Source organism: Streptomyces wuyuanensis, from assembly GCF_900103455.1.
Lineage (GTDB): Bacteria > Actinomycetota > Actinomycetes > Streptomycetales > Streptomycetaceae > Streptomyces > Streptomyces wuyuanensis.
In genome coordinates this window covers 24470-48812 of the sequence record NZ_FNHI01000008.1, presented here as the reverse complement: position 1 = coordinate 48812, position 24343 = coordinate 24470, and the positions used below count along the sequence as shown (strand labels likewise).

Here is a 24343-nt window from a genome sequence, read left to right as displayed (position 1 = left end):
GTAGGGGGCCGATCCGCCGCCCGCTCGCGCGGACGGCGGATGCCCCTGCGTCAGACGAGGCCGGTGACGGTGCCCGCGCCCACGGTCCGGCCGCCCTCGCGGATCGCGAAGCCCAGCCCGGGCTCCAGCGGCACGTCGCGGCCCAGCTCGACGGTCATGACGACCGTCTCGCCGGGCCGGGCGACCGGCGCCTCGCCGAGGTCGACGTCCCCGACGACGTCCGCCGTCCGGATGTAGAACTGCGGCCGGTATCCGGTGGCGATCGGAGTCGTGCGTCCTCCCTCACGGCCGGACAACACGTACACCTGCGCGGTGAACCGGCGGCTCGGCGTCACGCTGCCGGGCGCGGCGACCACATGGCCGCGGCGGACCGCGTCGCGCGGAACGCCCCGCAGCAGCAGGGCCACGTTGTCCCCGGCCTCCGCCGTGTCCATGGGCTTGCCGAAGGTCTCCAGTCCGGTGACGACCGTGGTCGTGCCGGCCCCGAGCACCTCGACCTGGTCGCCCACGCGCACGGTGCCCCGCTCGACCGCCCCGGTGACGACCGTGCCCCGGCCGGTGATGGTGAGGACGTTCTCCACCGGAAGGAGGAACGGTGCGTCGGTGTAGCGGACCGGCATCGGCACATAGGTGTCGACGGCGTCGAGCAGCGCCTCCACGGCGGCCGTCCACCGCGGGTCCCCCTCCAGGGCCCCGAGACCGGAGACCCGCACGACCGGCACCGAGTCGCCGCCGTATCCGTGCGCGGTGAGCAGCTCGCGCACCTCCAGCTCGACGAGGTCGGTCAGCTCGGGGTCGCCCGCGTCGGCCTTGTTGAGGGCGACGACGATGTGGTCGACGCCGACCTGACGGGCCAGCAGGACGTGCTCCGCGGTCTGCGGCATGATCCCGTCCAGCGCGGAGACCACGAGGATCGCGCCGTCGAGCTGGGCGGCACCGGTGACCATGTTCTTGACGTAGTCGGCGTGCCCGGGCATGTCGACGTGGGCGTAGTGCCGGGTGTCGGTCTCGTACTCGACGTGCGCGATGTTGATGGTGATGCCGCGGGCGGCCTCCTCGGGGGCGCGGTCGATCCTGTCGAACGGCACGAAGGTGCCGCTGCCGCGCTCGCTGAGGACCTTGGTGATGGCCGCGGTCAGGGTGGTCTTGCCGTGGTCGACGTGGCCCATGGTGCCGATGTTGAGGTGCGGCTTGGTCCGCACGTATGCCGTCTTGGGCATGCTGTCGCAGTTCCTTCCCGGAACTCGAAAGATGAACTCCTCGCGGAGGGGGACCCCTGGGCCGTACCGACCCTCCCCCTGCGGGGTCCGCCGGACGATCCGGGGAGAGTCAGCTTCGGGCGCCGTCGACCGGCGCCGCGGCAGCGGCCGTGACGCCGGCGGCCGCGACGGCGGCAACCGGGTCAGTCGCGCCGTCGAGGCCGGCGGAGAAGGCCGTGAAGGCGGGGAAGCGGGCAGCCTTCGGCGCGTCCGCGACTGCGGACGGCGCTGCGAGGAAGGTCTGCCGGAACATGGGTCGATGATCGCCGACGGCGCCGGCGTCCGTCGAATGGTTTTCGGCGGAGGGGAGGCGGCGGACCGGTCGGCGCCCGCCGGAGGTCAGAGGTTCTTCAGTGCTTCCCGCACCGACAGCGGCGCGAGCCGGTCGCGGGCGGAGTGGACGAAGCCGCGCACCGCGTCCGGATCCGTCTTGGCGTACTCGCGCAGGCTCCAGCCGATGGCCTTGCGGACGAAGAAGTCCGGATGACCGGACTGGCGCAGGCAGTAGCGGAAGAGACGTTCCGCGTCCGTGGCCTCCTTGTGGCGCAGCTGGTGGAGCAGGGCCGTCCGGGCGACCCAGAGGTCGTCGTCCTCGATCCAGCGGTCCATCACCCGGACCAGCCCGGGATCGGCCGCGACGAGTGCGCCCACGACGTGCGCGGCGAGGGTGTCCACGGTGTCCCACCAAGAGACCGTGGTGATGAGATGGCGCGCCACCGGCACGAACGCGGACGAGCAGCGTCCGACGTGACGTCGCAGGTAGTCGGCCGCGAAGTAGTGGTACTCCCGCTCGGGCAGCCGCCAGCAGCGCAGGGCGATCGCCGTGCAGTCGGCCTCGGCCGGGCGGGGCGTGCCGTCGAGGACGGCGCGGGACAGTGCGCGGCGCTCCGGGGTCCGGATCCCGAGGAAGGGCGCGACGTCCTTCATGTACGCGGCGGCCTCGCGGGCCCGCACCGGGTCGGCGGCCGCCGGGTAGATCGCGGTGAGCCGATCGAGCACCGTGTCGGCGAGGTCGCTGCTCGGCACCGGGGGCGTCATGTGCCACACCTTACGGCGATCACACGGCGCGGTCGGTTAGTCTCCCCTGATGCTCGACCCAGTCCCCGGGCCGCGCGACGGCTCCGCTCTCCGCTTCGGCCGCGTCCTTCTCTCCCCCTGGTCCCGTCTCGCCCTGCTGGTCGCCGTACTGGCGGCCGCGGCGTCGGCGGTCGTGGCGTACGAGCCTCAGCAACTGCTGGTGGCGGGCTGGCCACCGCAGATCGGCGGTCCGACGGCGCCGGCGCTCTTCGCCGTGGCGTACGGGCTGTGCACCGCAGCGTTCGTCCCGCGCCCCCTGCTGAACCTGGCGGCGGGCGCGCTCTTCGGTTCGCAGGCCGGTCTGACGGCGGCGATCGCCGGGACGGTGCTGGGCGCGGGCATCTCCTTCACCCTGGGACGGTTCCTCGGCCAGGAGGCGCTGCGGCCGCTCCTGCGCGGGCGCTGGCTCAAGGCCGCCGACGGGCAGTTGAGCCGGCACGGGTTCCGCTCGATGCTCGCGCTGCGGCTGTTCCCGGGCATCCCGTTCGCCGCCGCCAACTACTGCGCCGCCGTGTCCCGCATGGGCTACCTCCCCTTCCTGCTGGCCACCGGCCTGGGCTCGGTCCCGAACACCGCCGCCTACGTGATCGCCGGCAGCACCGCGGCATCGCCCACGTCACCCGTCTTCCTGGCGTCGATGGGCTTCATCGTCCTGTCCGCCCTGGCCGGCGCCATCGTCGCCTGGCGCAAGCGCCACCGTCTGACCCGCGACTCCTGACCGGGGACAGGCGGCCGGCCGCGCGCCGCGCGGTGCCGGGGCCGCCCCGGACGCGAGCCGGCGCCGGGGGCGCACCCACCCGGCCGGCCGGTGCCGGGACCGGCGGAGGGCCCGGCGGAGGGCCCGGCGGCGCCGCCCGACCGGCCGACGGGGGGCCGCGAACCTCCCCAGGGACCGCGCGCAGCCACCGGGGCAGCCCGCCCGACACCCCGAAACCTTCGGGCGCTACGCTGCCTCGCGATGGGCGCATGATCGCGGCCCGTACCGTACGTTCCGACCTGACCAGTACTTGGACGGCTTAGCTTTCATGTCGTGGTTCGAATCACTCATCCTCGGGCTCGTCCAGGGGCTGACGGAGTTCCTCCCCATCTCCTCCAGCGCGCATCTGCGCCTGACGGCCGCCTTCGCCGGCTGGCACGACCCGGGTGCGGCGTTCACCGCGATCACCCAGATCGGCACCGAGACGGCGGTGCTCATCTACTTCCGGAAGGACATCGCCCGCATCGTCGGCGCCTGGTTCCGCTCGTTGACGGACAAGGAGATGCGCCGGGACCACGACGCCCAGATGGGCTGGCTGGTGATCATCGGATCCATCCCGATCGGCGTGCTCGGGGTCACCCTCAAGGACCAGATCGAGGGGCCGTTCCGTGATCTGCGGCTGACCGCGACCATGCTGATCGTCATGGGCATCGTGCTCGGTGTCGCGGACCGCCTGGCGGCCCGCGACGAGACGGGCGGCAAGCACCGCGTCGTCAAGGAGCGGAAGTCGCTGCGGGACCTGTCCGTCAAGGACGGGCTGATCTACGGCGTGTGCCAGGCCATGGCCCTGATCCCCGGAGTCTCCCGCTCCGGCGCCACGATCAGCGGCGGTCTCCTGATGGGCTACACCCGCGAGGCGGCGGCCCGTTACTCGTTCCTGCTGGCGATCCCGGCCGTCCTCGCCTCGGGCATCTTCGAGCTGAAGGACGCGGGCGAGGGCCATGTGTCCTGGGGCCCGACCGTCTTCGCGACCGTCATCGCGTTCGCCGTCGGCTACGCGGTCATCGCCTGGTTCATGAAGTTCATCACGACCAAGAGCTTCATGCCCTTCGTCGTCTACCGGATCATCCTCGGCATCCTGATCTTCATCCTGGTGGGGACCGACGTGCTCAGCCCCCACGCGGGCGAGTCCGCGGGCTGACCTCCCGCCGCGGCGCCGGCCTCGCGCGTCCCGGAGGTCCCCCGGGCGGCCCATGACGCCCCCCGCCCCACTGCGCGACGGCGCGGCGGGGCGGGGCCGTACCGGGTCCCCCCATAACCTCACGCCGTGTTCAACGTGACGGCGTTCCTCAAACGGCTGGTCCTCGGCCGCGCGCTGCGGAGCGACGAACTCGGCGGGACGCTGCTGCCCAAACGGCTGGCGCTGCCGATCTTCGCCTCCGACCCGCTGTCCTCGGTGGCCTACGCGACGCAGGAGATCCTGCTGGTCCTCACCCTGGGCGGGCTGGCCTATCTGCACTTCACACCGTGGATCGCGGCCGCGGTCGTGTTCCTGATGACCGTCGTCGTGCTGTCGTACCGCCAGGTGGTGCACGCCTACCCGAGCGGCGGTGGCTCCTACGAGGTGGCCTCGACCAACCTCGGGCCCTCGGCCGGTCTCGTGGTAGCCGCCGCGCTGCTGGTCGACTACGTGATGACCGTGGCCGTGTCCGTGGCCTCGGGGGTGGACAACATCATCTCGGCGGTGCCGGCGCTGGCCGGGTACCGCGTGCTGCTGGCGCTCGTCTTCGTCGCCCTGCTGACCGCGATCAACCTGCGCGGGGTGCGCGAGTCGGGCCGGGCCTTCGCGGCGCCGACGTACCTGTTCATCGCCGGGGTGCTCCTCATGTGCGGGACGGGACTGCTCCGCTACCTCCTGGGCGATCCTCCTGTGGCGGCGACCGCGCAGTACGGGATCGCGCCCGTCCCGGCGGAGGCGAACCTCGTCGGGCTCGCCCTCGTGATGCTGGTGCTGCGGGCCTTCTCCAGCGGCTGCACGGCGCTGACCGGCGTGGAGGCGATCTCGAACGGCGTGCCCGCCTTCCGCAAGCCGAAGTCGCGCAACGCGGCCACCACCATGGCCGTGATGGGGTTCATCGCCGTCACGATGTTCGTCGGCGTCACGACTCTCGCGATCGTCGCCGACGTCCGCGTCACCGACGACCCCTGCCGGCTGACGGGCCTGCCCGACTGCGAGAACTACACGCAGCGCACCGTCATCGCGCAGCTGGCGGCGTCCGTGTTCGGCGGCGAGGGCAGTTTCGGCTTCTTCTACGTCCAGGCCGCCACCGCCCTCGTCCTGATCCTCGCCGCGAACACCGCCTTCAACGGCTTCCCGCTGCTGGCCTCGATCCTCGCGCAGCACCGCTATCTGCCCCGCCAGTTGCACAACCGGGGTGACCGGCTCGCCTTCTCCAACGGCATCCTGGCCCTCGCGGTCGTCGCGGGCGTGCTGCTGTGGGCGTACCGGGCGAACGTCACGAGCCTCATCCACCTCTACATCCTGGGTGTGTTCACCTCGTTCACGCTCTGCCAGACGGGCATGGTCCTGCACTGGGGCCGCGAACTGCGCACGGAGACGGACCCCGTGCGGCGCCGCCGCCACCGCACGTCCCGGATCGTCAACGGGACCGGTGCGGTCATCACCGCGCTCGTGCTGGTGATCGTGCTGCTCACCAAGTTCACCCAGGGAGCCTGGCTGGCGGTCCTCGCCGCCACGGTGCTGTGGGTGACGATGCGGAGCATCCGCAGGCACTACGACGCGACCTCGGCCGAACTGGCGGTCACCGACCCGCGCAAGGAACTCGCGCCGCCGTCCCGGGTCCTGACCGTGGTCCTGGTCTCCCGGCTGCACAAGGCGACGCTCCGGGCGCTCGCCTACGCCCGGGCCACCCGCCCCGACCGGCTGGAGGCGCTGACCGTGGCCGTCGACCGCGAGGCCGCCGCGGAGCTCAAGCGGCAGTGGGAGGCGGCCGGCATCGACGTACCGCTGAAGGTCCTGGACTCGCCGTACCGGGAGATCACCGGCCCCGCACTGCTGTACGTGCGTTCGATCCGGCGCGAGAGCCCGAGGGACGTCGTCGCCGTGTTCATCCCCGAGTACGTCGTGGGCCACTGGTGGGAGAACGTGCTGCACAACCAGTCCGCGCTGTGGCTGAAGAGCCGCCTGCTGTTCACACCAGGAGTGATGGTGACGAGCGTCCCCTGGCAGCTGCAGTCCGCCGCCCGCGCCGACCATCCCGCCGCCCGCGCCCCGGGCGCCGTGCGCCGCGGCGAACCGGTCCCCCCTCCCCGGTCCTGACCGTGCCGGGCCTCTTGGCGTGGCGCGCCCGCTGCCCGACACTTGGCCGATGACGCAGCGCGTGGATCTCGCGACGGTGATGGACCGGCTGGCCATCGACGAAGTCGTCTCCCGGTACGCGGTGGCCGTGGACGACGCCGACTGGCCCGCCTACCGGGCACTGTTCACCCGGGACGGGCGCGCCGACTACCGCGAGGCCGGAGGCATCGAGGGGCCCGCGGCCGAAGTGGCGGGCTGGCTCGCGGAGACGATGCGCCTGTTCCCCGTGCGCCAGCATCTGATCGTGAACCGGCGGGTGCGGCTGCAGGACGTGGACGGCAACCCGGCGGACCGGGCGGACGTGCGGGCGGACTACGTCAATCCGATGCGGCTGGAGTCGGGGGACGACTTCGTTTCCGGCGGCCGCTACACGTTCGGCCTGGCACGCGGGGACGACGGCTGGCGGCTGAGTTCGGTCACCGTGCACGAGAAGTGGCGGCGTGCCGCGTTCCTCCGCGCGGCCGAATGACCGACGTGGCCCGTCCGGGCCCGGGGCGGCTCCTTCACACTGGAGTCAGACACCGCTCTCGTGGAGGCGCTGCATGCGGATTCCGGTGGGCCGGCGGGAGCAGCCGACGCGGCTGCTGTCGTCGCCGTGGTGGCGCGGCGCGGCCGCGGTGGCGGCGGGCGCGCTGCCCGCGCTCGCGTTCCCCGACCCCGGGCTGTGGTGGTTCGCGTACGTCGCGCTCGTACCGTGGCTGCTGCTCGCCCGTACGGCGCCCACGGCCCGCCGTGCCGCCCTGGACGGCTGGCTCGGCGGCACCGGCTTCGTGATCGCCGTGCACCACTGGCTGATGCCGAACCTTCACGTCTTCCTCGTCGTCCTGGCCGCGCTGCTCGGCCTGCTGTGGGCCCCCTGGGGCCTGCTGGTCCGGATGCTGCTCGGCGGCCGTCCGCCGGCCGGACGGACGGCGGTGGCGGTCGTCGTCGTCCCCTCGGGCTGGCTGGCGATCGAACTGGTCAGGTCCTGGGAGGGGTTGGGCGGCCCGTGGGGGCTGCTGGGGGCGAGCCAGTGGCAGGTCCCGCCCGCACTGCGGCTCGCCTCGGTGGGCGGGGTGTGGCTGGTGACGCTGCTGGTGGTGGCGGTGAACACCGCGGTGGCCGTGCTGGTGGCCGTGCCGCCGGCGCGGATCCCCGCGGTCGCGGCCGTGTGCGCGTGCGCGGTGGCGGCGGGCGCGGTGTGGCTGTGGGTGCCCCGGCCGGAACGGACCGGCGGGGTGATCCGTGTGGCGGTCGTCCAGCCGGGGGTCGTCAACGGCGTGGGCGGCGCGGAGCGGCGGTTCGCCCGCAGTGAGGAGTTGACCCGGCGGTTGGCGGGACAGCGGCCGGACCTCGTGGTGTGGGGCGAGAGCAGTGTCGGCGCGGATCTCGCGGCGCGGCGCGACCTCGCGGACCGGCTCGCCGCGCTGTCGCGCGAGGTGGGCTCCGACGTGCTGGTGAACGTGGACGCCCGGCGCTCCGACCGGCCCGGGATCTTCAAGAGCAGTGTGCTGGTGGGTCCCGGCGGGCCGACCGGTGACCGCTACGACAAGATGCGGCTCGTCCCCTTCGGCGAGTACGTCCCCTTCCGTAGCGTCCTCGGCTGGGCCACGTCGGTCGGCAAGGCCGCCGGCGAGGACCGGATGCGGGGCGGCCGTCAGGTGGTGATGACGCTGCCGGGCGGCGAGGGCCGCGCGGGGCTGCGGGTGGGTCCGCTGGTGTGCTTCGAGTCGGCGTTCCCCGACATGAGCCGGAGGCTCGCCAGGAGCGGTGCCGAACTCCTCGTGGCGCAGTCCGCCACCTCCACGTTCCAGGACAGCTGGGCGCCCGCGCAGCACGCCTCACTCGCGGCGCTGCGGGCGGCGGAGACGGGCCGGCCGATGGTGCACGCGACGCTGACGGGAGTGAGCGCGGTGTACGGGCCGGACGGGGAGCGGCTGGGCCCCCGGCTGGGTACGGACGAGAGCACCGCGGTCGTCTACGAGGTCCCGCTCGCCCGGGGCACGACGCCGTACCTCCGGTTCGGGGACTGGGTGGTGTACGGCGCGCTGGCGGTGCTGGCGGCGTTCTGCGCGGGAGAGGGTCTGCGTGCCCTCAGGAGGCCTGCTCCAGCGCCTCCCGCACCACCCGCTCACACAGCTCATGGGTCGCCAGTGCGTCCTGGGCGCTGAGGAACTTGTCGGCACGGACGGCGTCGAGGAAGGCCAGCACGGCCTGCTCGATGCCGCGCTGCCGGGCGACCGGCACCCAGTCGCCGCGGCGCCGCACCGTCGGCTGGCCCTTGTGGTCGACGACCTCGGCGAGGTTGAGGACCTCGCGCTTGGCGTCCTGTCCGGCGACTTCGAGGATCTCCTCCGCGGAGCCGCTCATCCGGTTCATCATGCCGACGGCGGTGAATCCGTCGCCCGAGAGCTGGAGCACCACGTGGTGCATCAGGCCGTCGCGCACGCGGGCCCGTACGGCGGTGTGCTCGACGGGCCCCGGCAGCAGGAAGCGCAGGGTGTCGACCACGTGGATGAAGTCGTCGAGCACGAGGGTGCGGGGGTCCTCGGGGAGGCCGACCCGGTTCTTGCGCATCAGGATCAGATCGCGCGGGTGCTCCAGGCACTGGGCGTACCCGGGGGCGAAGCGGCGGTTGAAACCGACGGTGAGGCTGGTTCCCGTCCGCTCGGAAAGCTCGACCAGCCGCTGGGAGTCGTCGAGTTCGTAGGCGAGCGGCTTGTCGACGTACGTGGGGACTCCGGCCTCCAGCAGCCGGGTGACGATCGCCGGGTGGACCGTCGTCGGGGCGTGGACGAAGGCGGCGTCGAGCCCGGCGCCGAGGAGGGAGTCCAGGGCGGTGTGGCACTGGCGGCCGGGGATGCGGTGGGCCGCCGCCACCCGGTCGAGGGTGGCCGTCGTCCGGGTCTGCAGATGCAGTTCGACGTCCGGCAGGGCGGTGAGGACCGGCAGATACGCCTTCTGCGCGATGTCCCCGAGCCCGATGCAGCCGACCTTCACCTGGACCTCCCCAGTCCGCCCTGTCCTGCCTGCCGTCAGCGCGGCGCCGTCGTCGGCTCCGCCCCGGCAGCATACGTCCGCCCGGGCGGCTGCCAGTCGGCGATGCCGTCGAAACCGCGCAGGACGATGCCGGGTCCGAGGCGGGAGACAGCACGGATCAGCGCGTTGCGCGCGGCGACCGGGCCGGCACCGCTGAGCATGGCCAGGCGGCCCGTCCTGGTGGCCTGGCGCACGATGCCCATCGTGCGCGGCAGCCGTTCCTCCGTGTACGCGGGGAGCCGCCCCACGACGTCCTGTCCGCGGCCGGCGTGGTGGGCGAGGACGATCGCGTCCTCGATCGCCTGGTTGCCGCCCTGTCCGAGGGTGGGCTGCATGGCGTGGGCCGCGTCGCCGAGCAGTGCCACCCTGCCCCGGTGATACGCGGGCAGCGGCTCGGCCATGTGGTGGACGTCGTGGCGGAGTACGCCGCCGGGTCCGGCGGCCGCGATGACATCCGGGACGGGGTCGTGCCAGTCGCCGAAGCGGCGCAGCAGTTCTGCCTTCTCGTCGTCGGGGGCGCGGCCGCCGGCGGGGGCGAGGGCCGCGGCGTACGCGTACACCCGCCCGTCCTTGAGGGGCTGGGTACCCCACAGGGCGCCGCGGCCCCATGTCTCGTGCGGGGTGAAGGGGCGCTCGGGGGCCGGGACGACGACGCGCCAGGTGGTGAAGCCGGAGTACCGGGGTCCGGGGTGGCCCGGGAACAGGGTCCGCCGCACGGCAGATCCGATCCCGTCGGCCGCCACGACGAGGTCGGCCCGGAGGGGGCCGTCCGGTGTGGTCACCACGGCGGCGCGCCGGTCGTCCCCGGCGTCCGTGAGCTCCGCGGGAGCACCGGTCCGTACGGTCCCGGCGGGCAGGGCCGACGTCAGGATGCCCACGAGGGTCGCCCGGTGCAGCAGGACCAGCGGGCCGCCGAACCGCTTCGCCGTGGCGTCGCTGCCGGTGCGGTTCAGCCAGCGCCCGGCTGGGTCGCGCAGTCCACCGTCGCCCTGCCAGGCGGCGAGTTCCCTCACCCGGTCGCCGAGGCCGATCACGTCCAGCGCGCGCTGGGAGTTGGGGGCGAGTCCGATGCCCGCGCCCACGGGGGCGAGGGCTTCGGCGCGTTCGAGCACGGTGACGTGCCAGTCCGCCTGGTGCAGCGCGACGGCGGCGGTCAGGCCGCCGATGCCGCCTCCGACGACGACGGCGCGGGGCGGTCGGCGGCTCGTGGGCCGGTTCATGACTCCTCCTGCAACTACATCTGTAGTGACCACAGCACCGTACTACAGATGTAGTGAGCGAGATAGGTTGTCCCCATGACCGCACGCACCGCCGCCTCCCGACCGTCCGCCCCGCGCGCCGAGCTGATCGCCGACGCCGCACTGGACCTCCTGGCCGAGCGCGGGATGCGCGGACTGACCCACCGGGCGGTGGACGAGCGCGCCGGGCTCCCCCAGGGGTCGACCTCCAACCACGCGCGCACCCGGCAGGCGCTCCTCGAGACCGCCGTGCGCAGGCTGGCCGAGCGCGAGGCCCAGGTGCTCACACCCGCCGAGATGCCTTCGCCGCAGGGCGGCACTGAGGTACTGCTCGACGCGCTCTCGCTCGCCCTCCACCGCTATCTGACGGATCACCGCCGGCTGCTGGTCTGCCGGTACGAGCTGGCGCTCGAGGCCACGCGCCGTCCTGAGCTGAGGGCCTTCTACGACCGGGCGGGGGCGGCGTTCCGCGAACCGCTGGTGGCGCTGATGGCCGGAGCGGGGTCGGCCGAGCCGGAGCGGCACGCGCTGTCGCTGGTGGCCTGGTGTGAGGGGCTGATGTTCTCCTGCGCCGTCGGCTCATACCACGCCTCGGTACCGGGCAGGGACGAGCTGAGGAAGGGGTTCGCCGAACTGATCGGCGGCATGCTGGGCCGCGTCTGAGAAATGCCTCCCGGAGCCGTGAGGCCCGGCCGCTTCTCCGTGAATCCGCCTGCGGCGAGGGGCGGACGTCGTCGAAGATCGGGTCATGACGTCATCGGAGCGCACCGAGGTATCCGCCGTCGCGGGTGAACGCGAGATGCTGGAGGGCTGGCTCGACTTCCACCGCGAGACCCTCGCCCTGAAATGTGCCGGGCTCGGCGACGAGCAGCTGCGGGAGACCTCGGTGCCGCCGTCGGGGCTGAGCCTGCTCGGACTGGTGCGGCACATGGCGGAGGTCGAGCGGATCTGGTTCCGCAGGGTCCTCGATGGCGAGGACGCCCCACCCCTCTACTTCAGCGAGCAGGACCCGGACGGGGAGTTCCACGTCGGTCCGGACGACACCTTCGAGGCCGCGGGGGCCGCGTGGCGTGCCGAGACGGCGCGGGCCCGCGAACTGGCCGCGTCACGGTCCCTGGACGATCTCTCCAAGGAGGAGCGCCACGGGAAGCGGTTCAGCCTCCGCTGGATCTACGTCCACATGATCGAGGAGTACGCCCGGCACAACGGGCACGCCGATCTCCTCAGGGAGCGGATCGACGGTGCCACGGGGGCCTGAGCCAACCTCCCCGGTCGCGGAATACGGTGCCGCCGGGCGGCGGGCACGCCGTCAGAGGCCGGACAGCCGCCGGTCCAGCCGGTCGATGGCGGCCCGCACCCCGTTGCCGTAGCCGTCGTCCCCGAGCGCCGCGGAGGCCGCCCTGGCGCGGTCCAGATGGACCCGGGCGACCTCGGGACGGTGCAGTTTCAGGTAGTCGGCGGCCAGATTCAGATGGAGCGACGGATAGAGCCCCCGGGCGGCGACGGCGGCCTCGTGCCGCTCCGGCCGCCCGTCGGTGAGCGCTTCGGCGGCCGCGAGCGCCCGGAGGTCCCAGGCGAGCTCGTCGCCTGGATCGTCCTGGGTGTCCGCCAGATAGTGGGCGAGCGTGCACCGGTGCAGGGGATCGCCGTCCTGTCCCAGCTGCGCCCACAGTGCGGAAAAGCGGTTGCGCGCCTCCTCCCGGTCGCCGCCGTGGAGCAGCATGATCGCCTGCCCGATCCTGGTCGTGACCGCGTCGCCCGACGCCCCCTGCTGCTCCACCACTGCGGCCTCCAGCGCCTCGACCCGTCGTCCCGACGCTAGCCGCCGCCGGCGGCAATCGGGCACAGGCTCGGGCGGTGCCCCGAACTGTCAGCCAGGTGCGCCAACAGCGTCAGCCCAGGTCGGGGATGCGCCAGTCGACGGGCGCGTGGCCCTGGGCGGCGACCGCCTCGTTGATCTGGGTGAAGGGACGGGACCCGAAGAACCGCTTCGCGGAGAGCGGCGAGGGGTGGGCGCCCTTCACCACGACATGGCGCGACTCGTCGATCAGCGGCAGCTTCTTCTGAGCGTAGTTGCCCCAGAGCACGAAGACCGCCGGGTCGGGCCGTGAGGCGACCGCGCGGATCACGGCGTCGGTGAACTTCTCCCAGCCCTTGCCCTTGTGCGAGTTCGCCTCACCGGCGCGGACCGTCAGCACCGCGTTGAGCAGCAGGACGCCCTGCTCGGCCCACGGCATCAGATAGCCGTTGTCCGGCACCGGCAGGCCCAGCTCCTCCTGCATCTCCTTGTAGATGTTCCGCAGCGAGGGCGGCGTCTTCACACCCGGACGCACGGAGAAGCAGAGACCGTGGCCCTGCCCCTCGCCGTGGTACGGGTCCTGCCCGAGCACCAGCACCTTCACCCGGTCGTAGGGCGTGGCGTCCAGCGCCGCGAAGACCTCGTCGCGCGGCGGGTACACCGGCCCCCTGGCGCGCTCGTCCTCGACGAAGTCGACGAGCTCCTTGAAGTACGGCTTCTGGAGCTCCTCGCCGAGGACGCCGCGCCAGGACTCGGGCAGCATGTCGGTGTCGGTCACGTCAACAACCTCCGGGGTGCGATCAGTTATCGACCACAGAACCTACCCGCGGCCACTGACAACGCCCACGGCGGTGGGGCGTCCCGGAGGGCGGAGCGCCACTACCAGCTGGTCTGGCGGTGCAGCTCCCACAGCTGCATGACCGTCTGCGGGTCCAGGGCGCGCTCCGCGCCGGCGATCTCCTCGCTCGACGCCACGTACAGCTTGCCCTGCCACAGCGGCAGCAGCCTGACGTCGTCCACGAAGATCGTCTGCGCCCGCTCGAACTGCTTGGACACCGCACCGCGGTCGCTCTGCTGGCGGGTCTCCGGCAGCAGCTGCTGGGTGATCTCCGGGCTGTCGTACGGCGTGCCCAGCACGTTGTCCTTGCCGACGAACGGCGCGATGAAGTTGTCCGGGTCGGGGAAGTCGGGGAACCAGCCTCGTCCGAAGACCGGGTACTCGCCCTTCTTGTACCCCTGCTGGAACGTCTTCCACGGCTTGCTCTGGAGCTTGACCTCGAACAGGCCGGACTCGTCGAGCTGGCGCTTGAGCTCGGCGAACTCGGCCGCCGTCGAGGAGCCGTACCGGTCCGTCGTGAACCACAGCGTCAGCGGCACGGGGGTCTCGATCCCCGCGTCCCGGAGGATGCCCCGCGCCTTGGCGACGTTCGGCTCGCCGTACTTGTCGAAGAAGCTCGTGGTGTGGCCGGCGATGCCCTTGGGGACCATCGAGTACAGCGGCTCGGCGGTGCCCCGGTACACCTTGCCGACCAGCGTGCCGCGGTCGACGACCTGGGCGATGGCCTGGCGGACCGGCAGCTTGCGGACCGACTTGTCGGAGGGGTTGAACACCAGGTACCGGATGTCGGCGCCGGTGGTCTCGACGAGCTGGAGGCCCTCGTTGGCCTTCTTCTTCTCCTGGAGGTCCACGACCTCCTCCGCGGTCAGACCGCGGTAGGTGGCGTCGATCTCCTTCCGCTTCAGCGCCGCGACCATGGCCTCGGACTGGTTGAAGTAGCGGATGGTGACGGCGTCGTTCTTGCGGTCGGCGAAGCCGTTGTAGCGGGTGTTCTTCTTGAGCTCCGCCTTCGAGCCCTCCTGGTAGGACTCCAGGACGTACGGGCCGGAGCCGGTGAGCTTGCCGTCCTCCCGGAGCTTGTCCGCGGGGTACTCGGCCGGGTCGACCAGGGACATCGCGGGCGTGCCGAGGATGAACGGGAAGGTGGCGTCCGGCTTGGTCAGGTGGAACGTGACGGTACGGTCGTCGTCCTGCTTGACCTCGCGGAGCGAGCCCAGGAGCCCGTTGGGACCGCTGTCCACGTCGATCTTCTGGATGCGGTCGATGGAGTGCTTGACCGCGGCCGCGTCCAGCGGGTGACCGTTGGAGAAGGTCAGGCCCTCGCGGAGCGTGCACTGGAAAGCCGTGTTGGCCGGGTCGGTGAATTTGCACTTCTCGGCCGCGTCCGGCTGGGGCGTGGTGCTTCCGGTCGGGAAGCTCAGGAGGGTCTGGAAGACGTTCCGGTACAGCTCCCAGGAACCGTCCCACGCGGCGGCCGGGTCGAGTGTGCTGGGGGCACTCGTCGTACCGACGACGATGGGCTTCGCCCCATCGGCGTCATCGTCCGAAAACAGACCGCATCCCGCCACCAGGGATATGGACGCAAGGGCTGCAGCCGCCTGCAGCATCGTCCGGTTGAACACGTGCACGCTCCTCGTTCAGCCATGGGTCGGCGAACCATACCGCAGTGCCCCGCCGGAACAACGGGGTGGTCCGGCGGGGCACTTGAGGCAATTCTGAGCCATTCAGGAGAAAATCGACTCAGTGGACTCCGGCGTTAAGGAAAATACCGCCGTCGACCACCAGTGTCTGCCCCGTGACCCAGTCCGATTGGTCGGACGTGAGGAACGCGGCGGCTCCGCCGATGTCCGACGGGATCCCGAGCCGGCCCATGGGATAGACGGCCGCGGCCTCCGCCTCGCGGCCCTCGTACAGCGCCTCCGCGAACTTCGTCTTGATCACGGCCGGAGCGATCGCGTTGACCCGGACGACCGGCGCGAACTCGTGCGCCAGCTGGAGGGTCAGATTGACCATGGCCGCCTTGCTCATGCCGTACGCGCCGATGAAGGGGGACGCGGAGAGCCCCGCGACGGACGCGATGTTCACGATCGCACCGCCGTGGTCCTTCTGCCAGGCCTTCCAGGTCTGCTGGGCGAAGCCGAGCGCCGAGATCACGTTCGTCTCGTAGACCTTGCGGGCGACGTTGAGGTCGAGTTCCGCGATGGGGCCGAAGACGGGGTTGGTGCCGGCGTTGTTCACCAGGAAGTCGACCCGGCCGAACGCCTCCATGGCGCGCTCGACGGCGATGGCCTGGTGCGCCTCGTCGTGGGCCTTGCCCGCGACGGCGATCACCCGGTCCGCCCCGAGGTTTTCCACGGCCTCCTTCAGCGCGTCCTCGCCGCGGCCGGTGATGCAGACCCGGTCTCCGCGGGCGACGAACGCCTCGGCGACGCCGTAGCCGATGCCGCGGCTGCCACCCGTCACCAGGGCCACCTTGCCGGACAGCGGGGGAAGCTCTCGCTCCTGTGCGGTCATGTCGGTCGCCTCCGGTTCAGTTGAGCGGGCCGCCGGCCACGTACATGACCTGGCCCGAGACGAATCCGGCGTCGTCGCCCGTGAAGAAGGCGATCGCGTTCGCGACGTCCTCCGGCCGGCCGACCCGCTGGACGGGGATCTGGGTGGCGGCCGCGGCCTGGAACTCCTCGAAGCCCATGCCGACCCGGGCGGCGGTCTGGGCGGTCATCTCCGTGACGATGAAGCCGGGCGCGACGGCGTTGGCGGTGACGCCGAACTTGCCGAGCTCCTTGGCGAGGGTCTTGGTGAAGCCCTGCAGACCGGCCTTGACCGCCGAGTAGTTCGCCTGGCCGCGGTTCCCCAGCGCGGAGCTGGAGGAGAGGGAGACGATCCGGCCGAAGCCCGCGTCGACCATGTGCTTCTGACAGGCCTTGGCCATAAGGAACGCGCCCTTGAGGTGCACGTTCATCACGATGTCCCAGTCGGACTCGCTCATCTTGAACAGCAGGTTGTCGCGGAGCACGCCCGCGTTGTTGACGAGGACCGTCGGCGCGCCGAGCTCGGTGGCGACCCGCTCCACTGCGGCCTCGACCTGGGCGGAGTCCGAGACGTCGCAGCCGACGGCGATCGCCCTGCCGCCCGCGGAGGTGATCTTCTCGACGGTGTCCTTGCACGCCGCCTCGTCGAGGTCGAGTACCGCCACGGCACGGCCCTCGGCCGCCAGGCGCACGGCGGTGGCGGCGCCAATGCCGCGCGCCGCCCCCGTCACGATCGCGACGCGCTGCTCGTTGCTGGACATGGTTCGTTCTCCTCGCCCTCGGATCACTTGGATACGGCTCGCCCGGCACGGCCCGTCGACTCGACCCGGAGGGTGAGCGACCGCTTAGTACCTTCAGCAGACGAGACGCTAGAAGCCCTGGCACCCGGTGTCAACGGCACACCGGGTGCCCCCCGTCACGTACCCACTCCGATGGGCTCGTTCAGCGCACCAGGAGCTCCAGCAGCCGCTCCACCTCGGCCTCGGGGTCGGCGGTCAGACCGGTGTGGACGGGCCCCGGCTGCACGACGGTGGAGCGGGGGGCGATCAGCCAGCGGAAGCGCCGTCCCGCGTCGTCCCGGGACGCCTGTCCGGCCTCCTCGCCGCCGCGGCAGACCCCCTCCACGGCGTGCAGCGCCGCCCGTACGCCGGTGACGTCGGCCCGCGGGTCCAGCGCCCGCAGCTTGGTCTCGTCCAGGTGGGTGCGGGCGGCCACGAAGGACCTGGCGCGGCAGTAGACGACCACGCCCGCGTTGAAGCACTCACCGCGCTCGACGCGCGGGACGACGCGCAGCAGCGCGTACTCGAAGACGTCCCTCCGGGGGTCGTGCCGGGTCACTGGCCACCGTCCTTCGTGCTCTTCTTGGTGGGGTGCGGCCAGGAGCCGAGGTGATCGGTGAGCCAGCCCGGCGCCTGGGAAGGCCGGGGCCGGGAGGGCGCCTCCAGCGTGATGCGCTCGTGGATGGTGGCCGCCCGCGGCAGCAGGGCCTCCACATAGGCGCGGCGGAGCGCGTCGGTGGTCTCGAACCCGGGCTCGTCCACGAGCCATTCGTCCGGGACGTCAGCGGCGGCCTCGGTCAGCAGCTCACGGGTGACCAGCGGCGCCAGTGCGGCGGCGGCGCCGGCGATGTCGGGCCGGAACGGTGCCAGGGCGTGGTCGGAGGCGTCGTAGGGCTTCGCGGCGGAGGCCGCCGCCCCCGGCCAGTTGTGGTGCCAGATCATGGTGGCGCCGTGGTCGATCAGCCACAGGTCTCCGTGCCACACGAGCATGTTGGGGTTGCGCCAGGACCGGTCCACGTTGTTGATCAGCGCGTCGAACCAGACGACGCGCCCCGCCTCCGCGGCGTCCACTTCGTACGCGAGCGGGTCGAAGCCGATCGAGCCTGGCAGGAAGTCCATCCCGAGGTTCAGCCCGCCGCTGGCCTTCAGCAGCTCCTGCACCTCCTGGTCCGGCTCGGAGAGGCCGATCACCGGATCGAGCTGCATCCGGACCAGTTCGGGGACGCGCAGCCCGAGCCTGCGCGCCAGCTGCCCGCAGATGACCTCGGCCACCAGGGTCTTGCGCCCCTGCCCGGCCCCCGTGAACTTCATGACGTACGTGCCGAGATCGTCGGCCTCGACGATGCCCGGGAGCGAGCCGCCCTCACGCAAGGGCGTGACATAGCGGGTCGCTGTGACTTCGGAAAGCATTGCGCCAGATTACTTTGCGGTTTTCCGGCGTGGCCGTTGAACGAGCGGTGGCCCGGTCCCGTAGAACAACACGAGCGGCCCGGGACGGGGGCCGACTGTGGAAAGGGAGCGGCATGACCGGAACGCAGGGACCGGCGCGCGCCGTGGCGCGTCGCACCGTCTTCACGGCAGCCGGCGGTGCCGGGCTGGCCGCGGCACTGACGGCGTGCGGCGGCTCGGAGAGTTCGGGCAGCGGGACCGTGACTCCGGCGGACGGCGGCTCGACCGGTGGTTCGACGGGCGGCACGACCGGCGGTACGACCGGCGGCAGCGGTGGCAAGGTCATCGCGAGCATCGCCGACATCCCCGAGGGAGGCGGCAAGGTCATCGGCGACATCGTGGTGACGCAGCCGACCGCGGGCGAGTTCAAGGCCTTCTCGTCCAAGTGCACGCACCAGGGCTGCGCGGTGAAGAGCGTCGCCGACGGCATCATCAACTGCCCTTGCCACAACAGCAATTTCGACGCCGGCGACGGCAGCGTGAAGAGCGGCCCGGCGACGACGCCGCTGCCCGCCGCGGCCATCGTCGTCGAAGGCGGCTCGATCAAGCTCGCCTGACCGGCAGGCGGCCCGGCCGGGCAGCGCACGTCAGGTGCGTGCGGCCCGGCGCGGCGCCTTCCAGCACGCGAGCACGTCGTCCGTGGTGGTGACGGTGGCGACGAGAGCGAGCGTGTTCCTGATCATCGCGGGGGTGTACTCGGGGGGCACCCCCGCGATGGCGTCCGCGGGAACGACCGCGGTGTAGCCGAGGTTGACCGCGTCGAAGACGGCGTTCGGTATCGCCACGTTGGCCGAGACGCCGGTGACGACCAGCGTGCGGCAGCCCAGATTGCGCAGCAGCGGGTCCACGTCGGTGCCGGAGAGCGGCGACAGGCCGTGCAGTCGGCGCACCACGATGTCCTCGTCCGCCACCTCGATCGGATCGGCGACGCGGACCGCCTTGCTTCCGGAGTGCTGCTGGACCGGCAGCCGCTCGGCGGCGCGGAACAGACGGGCGTTTCTGCTGGCGCCGCGCCCGTCGGGGCGCCGCTCCGCCACCGCGTGCATGACCTGCACCCCGGCTCCGTGGGCCACGTCCACGAGCCGGCCGATGTTCTCCAGGGCACCCGACGACCGCGCCTGCGCCGCGAGTTCCGGGAGGGCACTGTCCGGGCCGACGACGCCCTGCTGGCATTCGACGGTCAGCAGGACCGTGGAGGCCGGATCGAGCTGCGCCACCAGCTGTTCGTACGAAGGCATTCGCTTCCCCCTCCGCTTCGTCCGGGCCGCGCACGGCCCCTGTCGGTGCCGGACCTGTCGTGCCGGGTCCGGGTCGGTCCGGGCCCGGCCGCGGACGGTCCGAGTGCGGGTCCGCGTCCGGCCACGGACGGCCTCGCGGCGCCGGCGGCCCGGGCGCGCGACGGTAACGGGCATTGCGTCACGGGGGAAGAGCGCTCATCCTTTCTGACACCACATCAGTCGTCGGGCCGGCGGAACGCCGGCTCGCGGGAGGAGGCGCCGCCGATGGCCGTCACACAGCGCCGGGGCCGGCGGATCATGATGTCGCCCGCCGAGCTGGACGCCTTCCTCGGCGAGCAGCGCACCTGCCGGGTGGCGACGGTATCGCCCGCCGGAACGCCCCATGTCAGTGCCCTGTGGTTCGCCTGGGACGGCACGTCGCTGTGGCTGTACTCGATCACGCGCAGCCGGCGATGGTCCGAACTGCGCCGCGATCCGCGGATCGCGGTCGTGGTGGACGCCGGGGAGGAGTACGGCGAACTCCGCGGCGTGGAGCTCTCCGGCACCGCGGTCTTCGTGGGCGAGGCCCCGCGCACCGGCGAGCCGTGCCCGGAACTCGAAGCCCCCGAGCGGCTGTTCGCACGGAAGAACTTCGGCCTGGACTCGATGCCGCACGACGGCCGGCATGCCTGGCTCCGGCTGACGCCCGAGGCGATCGCGTCGTGGGACTTCCGCAAACTGGGCGGGCTCTGAACCCTCCCCCGGACCGCACCCGCCGACGTCGCACTCCCCGCGAAGTGCGGGAACGCCTCGCGCGGGCGCTCAGACGGACGCCGCCGCGGACCGGAGCGCCGCCAGCGCCGCGCGGATCGACGGCCGGCGGTCGGCGTCCGTCCGCCAGACCGCGTAGATGTGCCGGCGCACCTTCTGCCGCACCGGGACCAGCCTGACGCCGTCGGGGACCGGACCCCGGCCCAGCCGCGGGGTCACACAGACGCCCAGGCCCGCCGCGATCAGGGCCAGCTGCGTGTGGTGTTCGCCGGCGAGGTGGGCGATGCGGGGTTCGATGCCCTTGGCGCGCAGCGTGAACACCAGCCACTCGTAGCAGAACTCACCCTCGGGCCAGGAGACCCAGTCGTCGTCGGCGAAGTCCTCCAGATCCACGTCACCACGGCCCGCGAGCGGGTGGTCCGCGGGCATCGCCACGTCGGCGGCGTCGTCGAGGAGCGGCTCGCGCGTGAGCCCGCCCGGGACGGGGAGCCGCTTGTTGCTCCAGTCCAGCGCCACCGCCAGATCGAGATCGCCCCGGAGCACCTGGCGCAGGGCGTACTCCGGTTCCAGTTCGCTGGTGCGCACCCGCAGGTCGGGGTGGTCGGCCCGCAGGGTCGTGAGCGCGGCGGGGAAGAGCCCCCGGGCAGCCGTCGGGAACGCCCCGAGCCGCACCTCGCCGACCACCTGGCCCCGCTGCGCCTCGATGTCCGCCTGCGCGAGCTCGACCTGCGACAGGATGCGGGCGGCGTGGTCGGCGAGCAGGCGCCCGGCGTCCGTGAGCCGCACCCCGCGCCCGTTCTTGGCCAGCAGTTGCTGGCCCACCTCCCGCTCCAGTTTCGCCATTTGCTGGGACACGGCCGAGGTCGTGACGTGCAGCCCGTCGGCCGCGGCACTGACGGAACCGTGCCGGGCCAGGGCGTCCAGGGTCCGTAGGCGCTCCAGGTTCAACATGTAAGCAATGCTAATCGGATAACTGAAACAAGTCTCGCTTGTTCTAAGAGGACATTGGCTCCAGGGTGGATGCCATGACCACCGCCACGCCGCCGTCACACGCGGAGCCCTCGACGGGAACCGATTCCTCCGCGCCCGCCTCTCCCCCGGCGGCCCCACCGCCCGCGGACGCTCCCGACGCCCGACACCGCCCGGCCTTCGGCTGGCGCCTGAGGTTCGCCGTGCTCGCCCTGATCTGGGGCTTCAGCTTCCTGCTCATCAAGGTCGGCACGGAGGGCTACGCACCGTTCCAGGTCACCTTCGGACGGCTGTTCTTCGGTACGGCCGTGCTGGCCGTCGCGATGGCGGTGCGGCGTGAGGGGCTGCCGCGCGGTGCGCGCACCTGGGCGCATCTGACCGTCGCGGCGTTCTTCCTGAACGCGCTGCCGTTCTCGCTCTTCGCCTACGCGGAGCTGACCATCCCGTCGACACTGGCGGGGATCTGCAACGCCACGTCCCCGCTCTGGGGCATGGCGCTTTCGCTGGTGGCGCTCTCCGAGGACCGGCCCACGCGTCGCCGTGTCGCCGGTCTGGGCATCGGCTTCATCGGTGTGCTGACCGTCCTGGGCGCCTGGCAGGGCTTCTCCGGCCTCGACGTCGGCGGCACGGCGATGGCCCTGCTCGCCTCGCTGAGCTACCCGGTCGGCTGGATCTACGTCCGCCGTACGCTCGCGGGCTCATCTCATTCGCACCTGTCCCTGACCGGGGCGCAGCTGATGCTCGCCACGCTCCAACTGGCCGTGGTGACGCCTCTGTTCACGACCCTGCCGAGCTCGTTGCCGGTGGCCCCGCTGCTCGCGGTGGTCGCCCTGGGCGCGCTCGGGACGGGTTTCGCCATGCTGCTGCAGTACGGTCTGGTCGCCGAGGTCGGGCCCACGACGGCGACGATGGTCACCTACTTCATCCCGGTCATCGCGACCGCGGCGGGCGTCACGCTGCTCGACGAGCGGCTGGGCTGGAACACCCCGGTCGGCGCCCTGATCGTGCTGGCCGGCGCCGCGCTCACCCAGAGCCGGTCCGGGCCGAAGACCCCGCGGAAGACCGTCCGGGTGCCCCGGACCCGCTCGCGCCGCATCCGCTCGTGACCGCACGGCCGCGGGCGGGGGCGCCCCGCGGGCGGCCATGACCGTGCGGCCACGGCCGGCTGCCGGGACGGGCCGCCACCAGAGGCGTGCGGTGACGGCGATCGGCTGGCGGGCGGCGAGGCGCCTCGCCGCCCGATCGCCGTTCGGCCCGAGCCGAATCCGCAACCGCTCAGCCGTAGCTGCGCGGCCGTACCGGGCCGACCGCCCGGGCCACGGCGTCGGCGAGCCGGGTGATGTCGCCGGCCGTCAGAGCCGACACCGTGAGCCGCACCGCCGGTGGCGAGGAGATGCGGAAGCGGGCTCCGGGGGCGACGGCCCAGCCGGAGTGCAGCAGACGGGCCACCGTCCCCGTCTCGTCCGCGACGGGCACCCATACGTTCATCCCGCTGCGGCCGCGGGCCTCGACGCCCCGCTCCGCCAGGGCCGTCAGCAGAGCGTCGCGCCGGTCTCCGTACGCGCGCGACACCACCACCGGGTCGACGGCTCCCGAGTTCCACAGTTCCACGACGGCGCGCTGGGTCAGCCGGCTGACCCAGCCGGGACCGAGCTGCTGCCGCCCCTGGACCCGGTCGAGGGTGACCCGGTCCCCGGTGAGCACGGCGAGCCTGAGGTCGGGACCGTACGCCTTGGCGACCGACCGCACGAGCACCCAGTGGTCCGTCACTCCGGCGAGTGGGTACAGCGGCCGGCATACGATCGCGTGGCCGTGGTCGTCCTCGACGAGAAGCGTCCGCGGGAACCGGCCCAGCAGGTCACGGAGTTCACGGGAGCGCGACGCGGATACGACGGCGCCCGTGGGGTTCTGGGCCCGGTCGGTCACGATCAGGGCTCTCGCCCCGCGAGCGAGCGCCCGCTCGACGTCCTCGGGACGCGGTCCGTCGTCGTCGACGGCGACCGGCACCGGCCGCAGCCCGAGCGCCGGAATCAGGTCCAGCAGACTCCCCCAGCCGGGGTCCTCCACGGCCACGGCGTCGCCCGGCCGGAGATGGGCGTGGAGCACCCGCTCGATGGCGTCGAGCGAGCCGGAGGTGACGGCGACCGGGCCGTCCGGCACGCCGTCCGCGTCGAGTCCGGCCCTTGCGAGCCGCGCCAGCTCGGGGTCGACGGCGGGCTGCCCGTAGAGCACCGGCCGGGCGTCGTGGAGGCGTGCCGCCGCCGCGAAGGCGTCGTGGAGCGGGGGCAGCAGGGCCGTGTCCGGGTTGCCCTCGGAGATCTGCCGTACGCCGGGCGGGGCGTCGATCGTGAGCGAGCCGCGCGCCGTACTGGCCGGCCGTTCCCGCACTCGGCTGCCTTTTCGGCCCGCCGTCTCGATCACGCCGCGGTCGCGCAGCGTACGGTACGCGGCCGCGACGGTGTTCGGGTTGACCCCCAGCGTTGCCGCCAACTCCCGCATAGGGGGTAGCAGTTGACCGGGGCCGAGGTCTCCCGATCCGACGCCGCGCTCGATGCTGGCGGCAATCTCCGATGCGCCGCGACCCTGGATCCGATACTCTCCTAGCACAAACAACATTATGCACTAGTGCAATGGAGAGCGCAATGACACCGTCGCAGGCGGCACCGCCCTACCGGGCCACTGACCGAACCGTCCCCACCCGGGTGCGGGAGCGCGCGTCCCACGACCGCGAACTGGTGCATTCGATACTCGACGAGACCTCCGTGTGCCATCTCGGCTTCGTCCGCGACGGGGCGCCCGTGGTGCTGCCGACCCTCTACGGCCGGGTCGGTGACGTGCTGTACGTGCACGGCTCGACCGGATCCCGTCCGCTGCGCATGGCCGGGCAGGCCGACCGCGGCCTGGAGGTCTGCCTGACCGTCACCCACGTCGACGGCCTGGTCCTCGCCCGCTCGGCGTTCCACCACTCGATCAACTACCGGTCGGTGGTGGTCCACGGAACCGCCCGCCAGGTCACCGACCCGGAGGAGAAGCGCACCGCGCTCGACGCCCTCGTCGACCACGTCGTCCCCGGCCGCTCCTCCGACTCGCGACCGGCCAATGCCAAGGAACTCGCCGCGACCGCCGTGCTCCGGCTGGATCTGGACGAGGTCTCCGCCAAGGTCCGCACGGGCGGTCCCGGCGACGACCCCGAGGACCTGGCGCTTCCGTACTGGACCGGCGTCGTCCCCGTGGTCCGGGGCTACGGCGCGCCGGTCGCAGCGGACGACCTGGACCCGTCGGTGCCGCTTCCCGCGTATCTGTCCGCGCTGTGACGGACGCCC

At 72.4% G+C, this 24343-nt stretch carries 26 protein-coding genes; 11 read left to right on the top strand and 15 right to left on the bottom strand.

From position 1 onward, the window contains the following. Positions 1–50: 50 nt before the first annotated feature. From tuf to BLT82_RS13580, 3 genes are all read right to left on the bottom strand, one after another. Positions 51–1220, bottom strand: coding sequence for an elongation factor Tu (gene tuf, locus BLT82_RS13590; RefSeq protein WP_093654381.1), 1170 nt, complete (start codon positions 1218–1220; stop codon positions 51–53). Positions 1221–1329: 109 nt separating this feature from the next. Continuing rightward, positions 1330–1512 (bottom strand): hypothetical protein, encoded by a 183-nt coding sequence (locus BLT82_RS13585; protein ID WP_093654379.1) that lies wholly within the window; start codon positions 1510–1512, stop codon positions 1330–1332. An 86-nt stretch (positions 1513–1598) separates the two neighbouring features. Then, on the bottom strand, positions 1599–2297 hold the full coding sequence (locus BLT82_RS13580) for a DNA alkylation repair protein (protein ID WP_093654377.1): 699 nt from the start codon (positions 2295–2297) through the stop codon (positions 1599–1601). Between the two features lie 49 nt (positions 2298–2346). On the opposite strand from BLT82_RS13580, the gene BLT82_RS13575 reads away from it, so the two are divergent. The 5 genes from BLT82_RS13575 to lnt all read left to right on the top strand — a co-directional run bounded on the left by BLT82_RS13575 (position 2347) and on the right by lnt (position 8562). After that, a complete protein-coding gene (locus BLT82_RS13575; RefSeq protein ID WP_093654375.1) occupies positions 2347–3054 on the top strand; it encodes a TVP38/TMEM64 family protein in 708 nt (235 codons plus the stop codon). Between the two features lie 307 nt (positions 3055–3361). Beyond that, positions 3362–4234 carry an undecaprenyl-diphosphate phosphatase gene (locus tag BLT82_RS13565; RefSeq protein ID WP_093654371.1) on the top strand — a complete coding sequence of 291 codons (873 nt, stop codon included), beginning with the start codon at positions 3362–3364 and terminating at the stop codon, positions 4232–4234. A 126-nt stretch (positions 4235–4360) separates the two neighbouring features. Further along, complete coding sequence (locus BLT82_RS13560; RefSeq protein WP_093654369.1) at positions 4361–6373, top strand: APC family permease; 2013 nt, start codon at positions 4361–4363, stop codon at positions 6371–6373. Between the two features lie 49 nt (positions 6374–6422). Further along, the gene (locus BLT82_RS13555) at positions 6423–6881 is read left to right on the top strand and encodes a nuclear transport factor 2 family protein (protein WP_208867885.1); all 459 of its coding nucleotides are present in this window, start codon (positions 6423–6425) and stop codon (positions 6879–6881) included. A gap of 73 nt (positions 6882–6954) precedes the next feature. Continuing rightward, positions 6955–8562 (top strand): apolipoprotein N-acyltransferase, encoded by a 1608-nt coding sequence (lnt, locus tag BLT82_RS13550; RefSeq protein WP_093654367.1) that lies wholly within the window; start codon positions 6955–6957, stop codon positions 8560–8562. Here lnt and BLT82_RS13545 read toward each other — a convergent pair. After that, the gene (locus BLT82_RS13545; protein WP_093654365.1) at positions 8486–9391 is read right to left on the bottom strand and encodes a Gfo/Idh/MocA family protein; all 906 of its coding nucleotides are present in this window, start codon (positions 9389–9391) and stop codon (positions 8486–8488) included. The two genes, lnt and BLT82_RS13545, sit on opposite strands and share 77 nt — an antisense overlap. Positions 9392–9426: 35 nt before the next feature. After that, the gene (locus tag BLT82_RS13540) at positions 9427–10650 is read right to left on the bottom strand and encodes an FAD-dependent monooxygenase (protein WP_093654363.1); all 1224 of its coding nucleotides are present in this window, start codon (positions 10648–10650) and stop codon (positions 9427–9429) included. Between the two features lie 75 nt (positions 10651–10725). Between BLT82_RS13540 and BLT82_RS13535 the strand changes: the two genes are divergently transcribed. Beyond that, positions 10726–11331 carry a TetR/AcrR family transcriptional regulator gene (locus tag BLT82_RS13535; RefSeq protein ID WP_093654361.1) on the top strand — a complete coding sequence of 202 codons (606 nt, stop codon included), beginning with the start codon at positions 10726–10728 and terminating at the stop codon, positions 11329–11331. A gap of 85 nt (positions 11332–11416) precedes the next feature. Then, positions 11417–11926 carry a DinB family protein gene (locus BLT82_RS13530; protein WP_093654359.1) on the top strand — a complete coding sequence of 170 codons (510 nt, stop codon included), beginning with the start codon at positions 11417–11419 and terminating at the stop codon, positions 11924–11926. A gap of 51 nt (positions 11927–11977) precedes the next feature. Here BLT82_RS13530 and BLT82_RS13525 read toward each other — a convergent pair whose 3' ends face one another. From BLT82_RS13525 to BLT82_RS13495, 7 genes are all read right to left on the bottom strand, one after another. Continuing rightward, positions 11978–12451 carry a hypothetical protein gene (locus tag BLT82_RS13525; protein ID WP_093654357.1) on the bottom strand — a complete coding sequence of 158 codons (474 nt, stop codon included), beginning with the start codon at positions 12449–12451 and terminating at the stop codon, positions 11978–11980. Between the two features lie 109 nt (positions 12452–12560). Further along, positions 12561–13244 (bottom strand): uracil-DNA glycosylase, encoded by a 684-nt coding sequence (gene ung, locus BLT82_RS13520; protein ID WP_093654355.1) that lies wholly within the window; start codon positions 13242–13244, stop codon positions 12561–12563. Positions 13245–13345: 101 nt separating this feature from the next. Continuing rightward, complete coding sequence (locus BLT82_RS13515) at positions 13346–14926, bottom strand: ABC transporter substrate-binding protein (RefSeq protein ID WP_093654353.1); 1581 nt, start codon at positions 14924–14926, stop codon at positions 13346–13348. 118 nt (positions 14927–15044) lie between these two features. Continuing rightward, entirely contained in the window at positions 15045–15818 is a 774-nt protein-coding gene (locus tag BLT82_RS13510; protein ID WP_093654351.1) for an SDR family oxidoreductase, read from the bottom strand. 16 nt (positions 15819–15834) lie between these two features. Beyond that, positions 15835–16596: a 3-oxoacyl-ACP reductase FabG gene (fabG, locus tag BLT82_RS13505; RefSeq protein ID WP_093654349.1), complete on the bottom strand. Its 762-nt coding sequence runs from the start codon at positions 16594–16596 to the stop codon at positions 15835–15837. Positions 16597–16777: 181 nt separating this feature from the next. Further along, on the bottom strand, positions 16778–17173 hold the full coding sequence (locus tag BLT82_RS13500; RefSeq protein ID WP_093654347.1) for a DUF3037 domain-containing protein: 396 nt from the start codon (positions 17171–17173) through the stop codon (positions 16778–16780). Further along, on the bottom strand, positions 17170–18024 hold the full coding sequence (locus BLT82_RS13495) for a HipA family kinase (RefSeq protein ID WP_093654344.1): 855 nt from the start codon (positions 18022–18024) through the stop codon (positions 17170–17172). The genes BLT82_RS13500 and BLT82_RS13495 overlap by 4 nt, the downstream gene beginning before the upstream one ends. 113 nt (positions 18025–18137) lie before the next feature. On the opposite strand from BLT82_RS13495, the gene BLT82_RS13490 reads away from it, so the two are divergent. After that, complete coding sequence (locus BLT82_RS13490) at positions 18138–18620, top strand: Rieske (2Fe-2S) protein (RefSeq protein WP_093654342.1); 483 nt, start codon at positions 18138–18140, stop codon at positions 18618–18620. A gap of 30 nt (positions 18621–18650) precedes the next feature. Here the strand turns inward: BLT82_RS13490 and BLT82_RS13485 are convergent, their stop codons facing one another. After that, a complete protein-coding gene (locus BLT82_RS13485; RefSeq protein WP_093654340.1) occupies positions 18651–19301 on the bottom strand; it encodes a cysteine hydrolase family protein in 651 nt (216 codons plus the stop codon). Between the two features lie 264 nt (positions 19302–19565). On the opposite strand from BLT82_RS13485, the gene BLT82_RS13480 reads away from it, so the two are divergent. Then, the gene (locus BLT82_RS13480; protein ID WP_093654338.1) at positions 19566–20033 is read left to right on the top strand and encodes a pyridoxamine 5'-phosphate oxidase family protein; all 468 of its coding nucleotides are present in this window, start codon (positions 19566–19568) and stop codon (positions 20031–20033) included. Positions 20034–20102: 69 nt separating this feature from the next. Here BLT82_RS13480 and BLT82_RS13475 read toward each other — a convergent pair whose 3' ends face one another. Beyond that, positions 20103–21002, bottom strand: coding sequence for a LysR family transcriptional regulator (locus BLT82_RS13475; RefSeq protein WP_093654336.1), 900 nt, complete (start codon positions 21000–21002; stop codon positions 20103–20105). 74 nt (positions 21003–21076) lie between these two features. On the opposite strand from BLT82_RS13475, the gene BLT82_RS13470 reads away from it, so the two are divergent. After that, the gene (locus BLT82_RS13470) at positions 21077–22126 is read left to right on the top strand and encodes a DMT family transporter (RefSeq protein ID WP_093654334.1); all 1050 of its coding nucleotides are present in this window, start codon (positions 21077–21079) and stop codon (positions 22124–22126) included. 169 nt (positions 22127–22295) lie between these two features. On the opposite strand, the gene BLT82_RS13465 is transcribed toward BLT82_RS13470, so the two are convergent. Beyond that, positions 22296–23627, bottom strand: coding sequence for an aminotransferase class I/II-fold pyridoxal phosphate-dependent enzyme (locus BLT82_RS13465; RefSeq protein ID WP_208867882.1), 1332 nt, complete (start codon positions 23625–23627; stop codon positions 22296–22298). Positions 23628–23662: 35 nt separating this feature from the next. Here BLT82_RS13465 and BLT82_RS13460 point away from each other — a divergent pair, with 35 nt between their 5' ends. Next, entirely contained in the window at positions 23663–24334 is a 672-nt protein-coding gene (locus BLT82_RS13460; protein ID WP_093654330.1) for a pyridoxamine 5'-phosphate oxidase family protein, read from the top strand. Positions 24335–24343: the final 9 nt, after the last annotated feature.

Coding starts and splice junctions, on each gene's coding strand:
- tuf (WP_093654381.1), bottom strand. CDS start 1,220: ATGCCCAAGACGGCATACGTGCGGACCAAGCCGCACCTCAACATCGGC.
- BLT82_RS13585 (WP_093654379.1), bottom strand. CDS start 1,512: ATGTTCCGGCAGACCTTCCTCGCAGCGCCGTCCGCAGTCGCGGACGCG.
- BLT82_RS13580 (WP_093654377.1), bottom strand. CDS start 2,297: ATGACGCCCCCGGTGCCGAGCAGCGACCTCGCCGACACGGTGCTCGAT.
- BLT82_RS13575 (WP_093654375.1), top strand. CDS start 2,347: ATGCTCGACCCAGTCCCCGGGCCGCGCGACGGCTCCGCTCTCCGCTTC.
- BLT82_RS13565 (WP_093654371.1), top strand. CDS start 3,362: ATGTCGTGGTTCGAATCACTCATCCTCGGGCTCGTCCAGGGGCTGACG.
- BLT82_RS13555 (WP_208867885.1), top strand. CDS start 6,423: ATGACGCAGCGCGTGGATCTCGCGACGGTGATGGACCGGCTGGCCATC.
- lnt (WP_093654367.1), top strand. CDS start 6,955: ATGCGGATTCCGGTGGGCCGGCGGGAGCAGCCGACGCGGCTGCTGTCG.
- BLT82_RS13540 (WP_093654363.1), bottom strand. CDS start 10,650: ATGAACCGGCCCACGAGCCGCCGACCGCCCCGCGCCGTCGTCGTCGGA.
- BLT82_RS13535 (WP_093654361.1), top strand. CDS start 10,726: ATGACCGCACGCACCGCCGCCTCCCGACCGTCCGCCCCGCGCGCCGAG.
- BLT82_RS13530 (WP_093654359.1), top strand. CDS start 11,417: ATGACGTCATCGGAGCGCACCGAGGTATCCGCCGTCGCGGGTGAACGC.
- BLT82_RS13510 (WP_093654351.1), bottom strand. CDS start 15,818: ATGACCGCACAGGAGCGAGAGCTTCCCCCGCTGTCCGGCAAGGTGGCC.
- fabG (WP_093654349.1), bottom strand. CDS start 16,596: ATGTCCAGCAACGAGCAGCGCGTCGCGATCGTGACGGGGGCGGCGCGC.
- BLT82_RS13495 (WP_093654344.1), bottom strand. CDS start 18,024: ATGCTTTCCGAAGTCACAGCGACCCGCTATGTCACGCCCTTGCGTGAG.
- BLT82_RS13490 (WP_093654342.1), top strand. CDS start 18,138: ATGACCGGAACGCAGGGACCGGCGCGCGCCGTGGCGCGTCGCACCGTC.
- BLT82_RS13485 (WP_093654340.1), bottom strand. CDS start 19,301: ATGCCTTCGTACGAACAGCTGGTGGCGCAGCTCGATCCGGCCTCCACG.
- BLT82_RS13480 (WP_093654338.1), top strand. CDS start 19,566: ATGGCCGTCACACAGCGCCGGGGCCGGCGGATCATGATGTCGCCCGCC.
- BLT82_RS13475 (WP_093654336.1), bottom strand. CDS start 21,002: ATGTTGAACCTGGAGCGCCTACGGACCCTGGACGCCCTGGCCCGGCAC.
- BLT82_RS13470 (WP_093654334.1), top strand. CDS start 21,077: ATGACCACCGCCACGCCGCCGTCACACGCGGAGCCCTCGACGGGAACC.
- BLT82_RS13460 (WP_093654330.1), top strand. CDS start 23,663: ATGACACCGTCGCAGGCGGCACCGCCCTACCGGGCCACTGACCGAACC.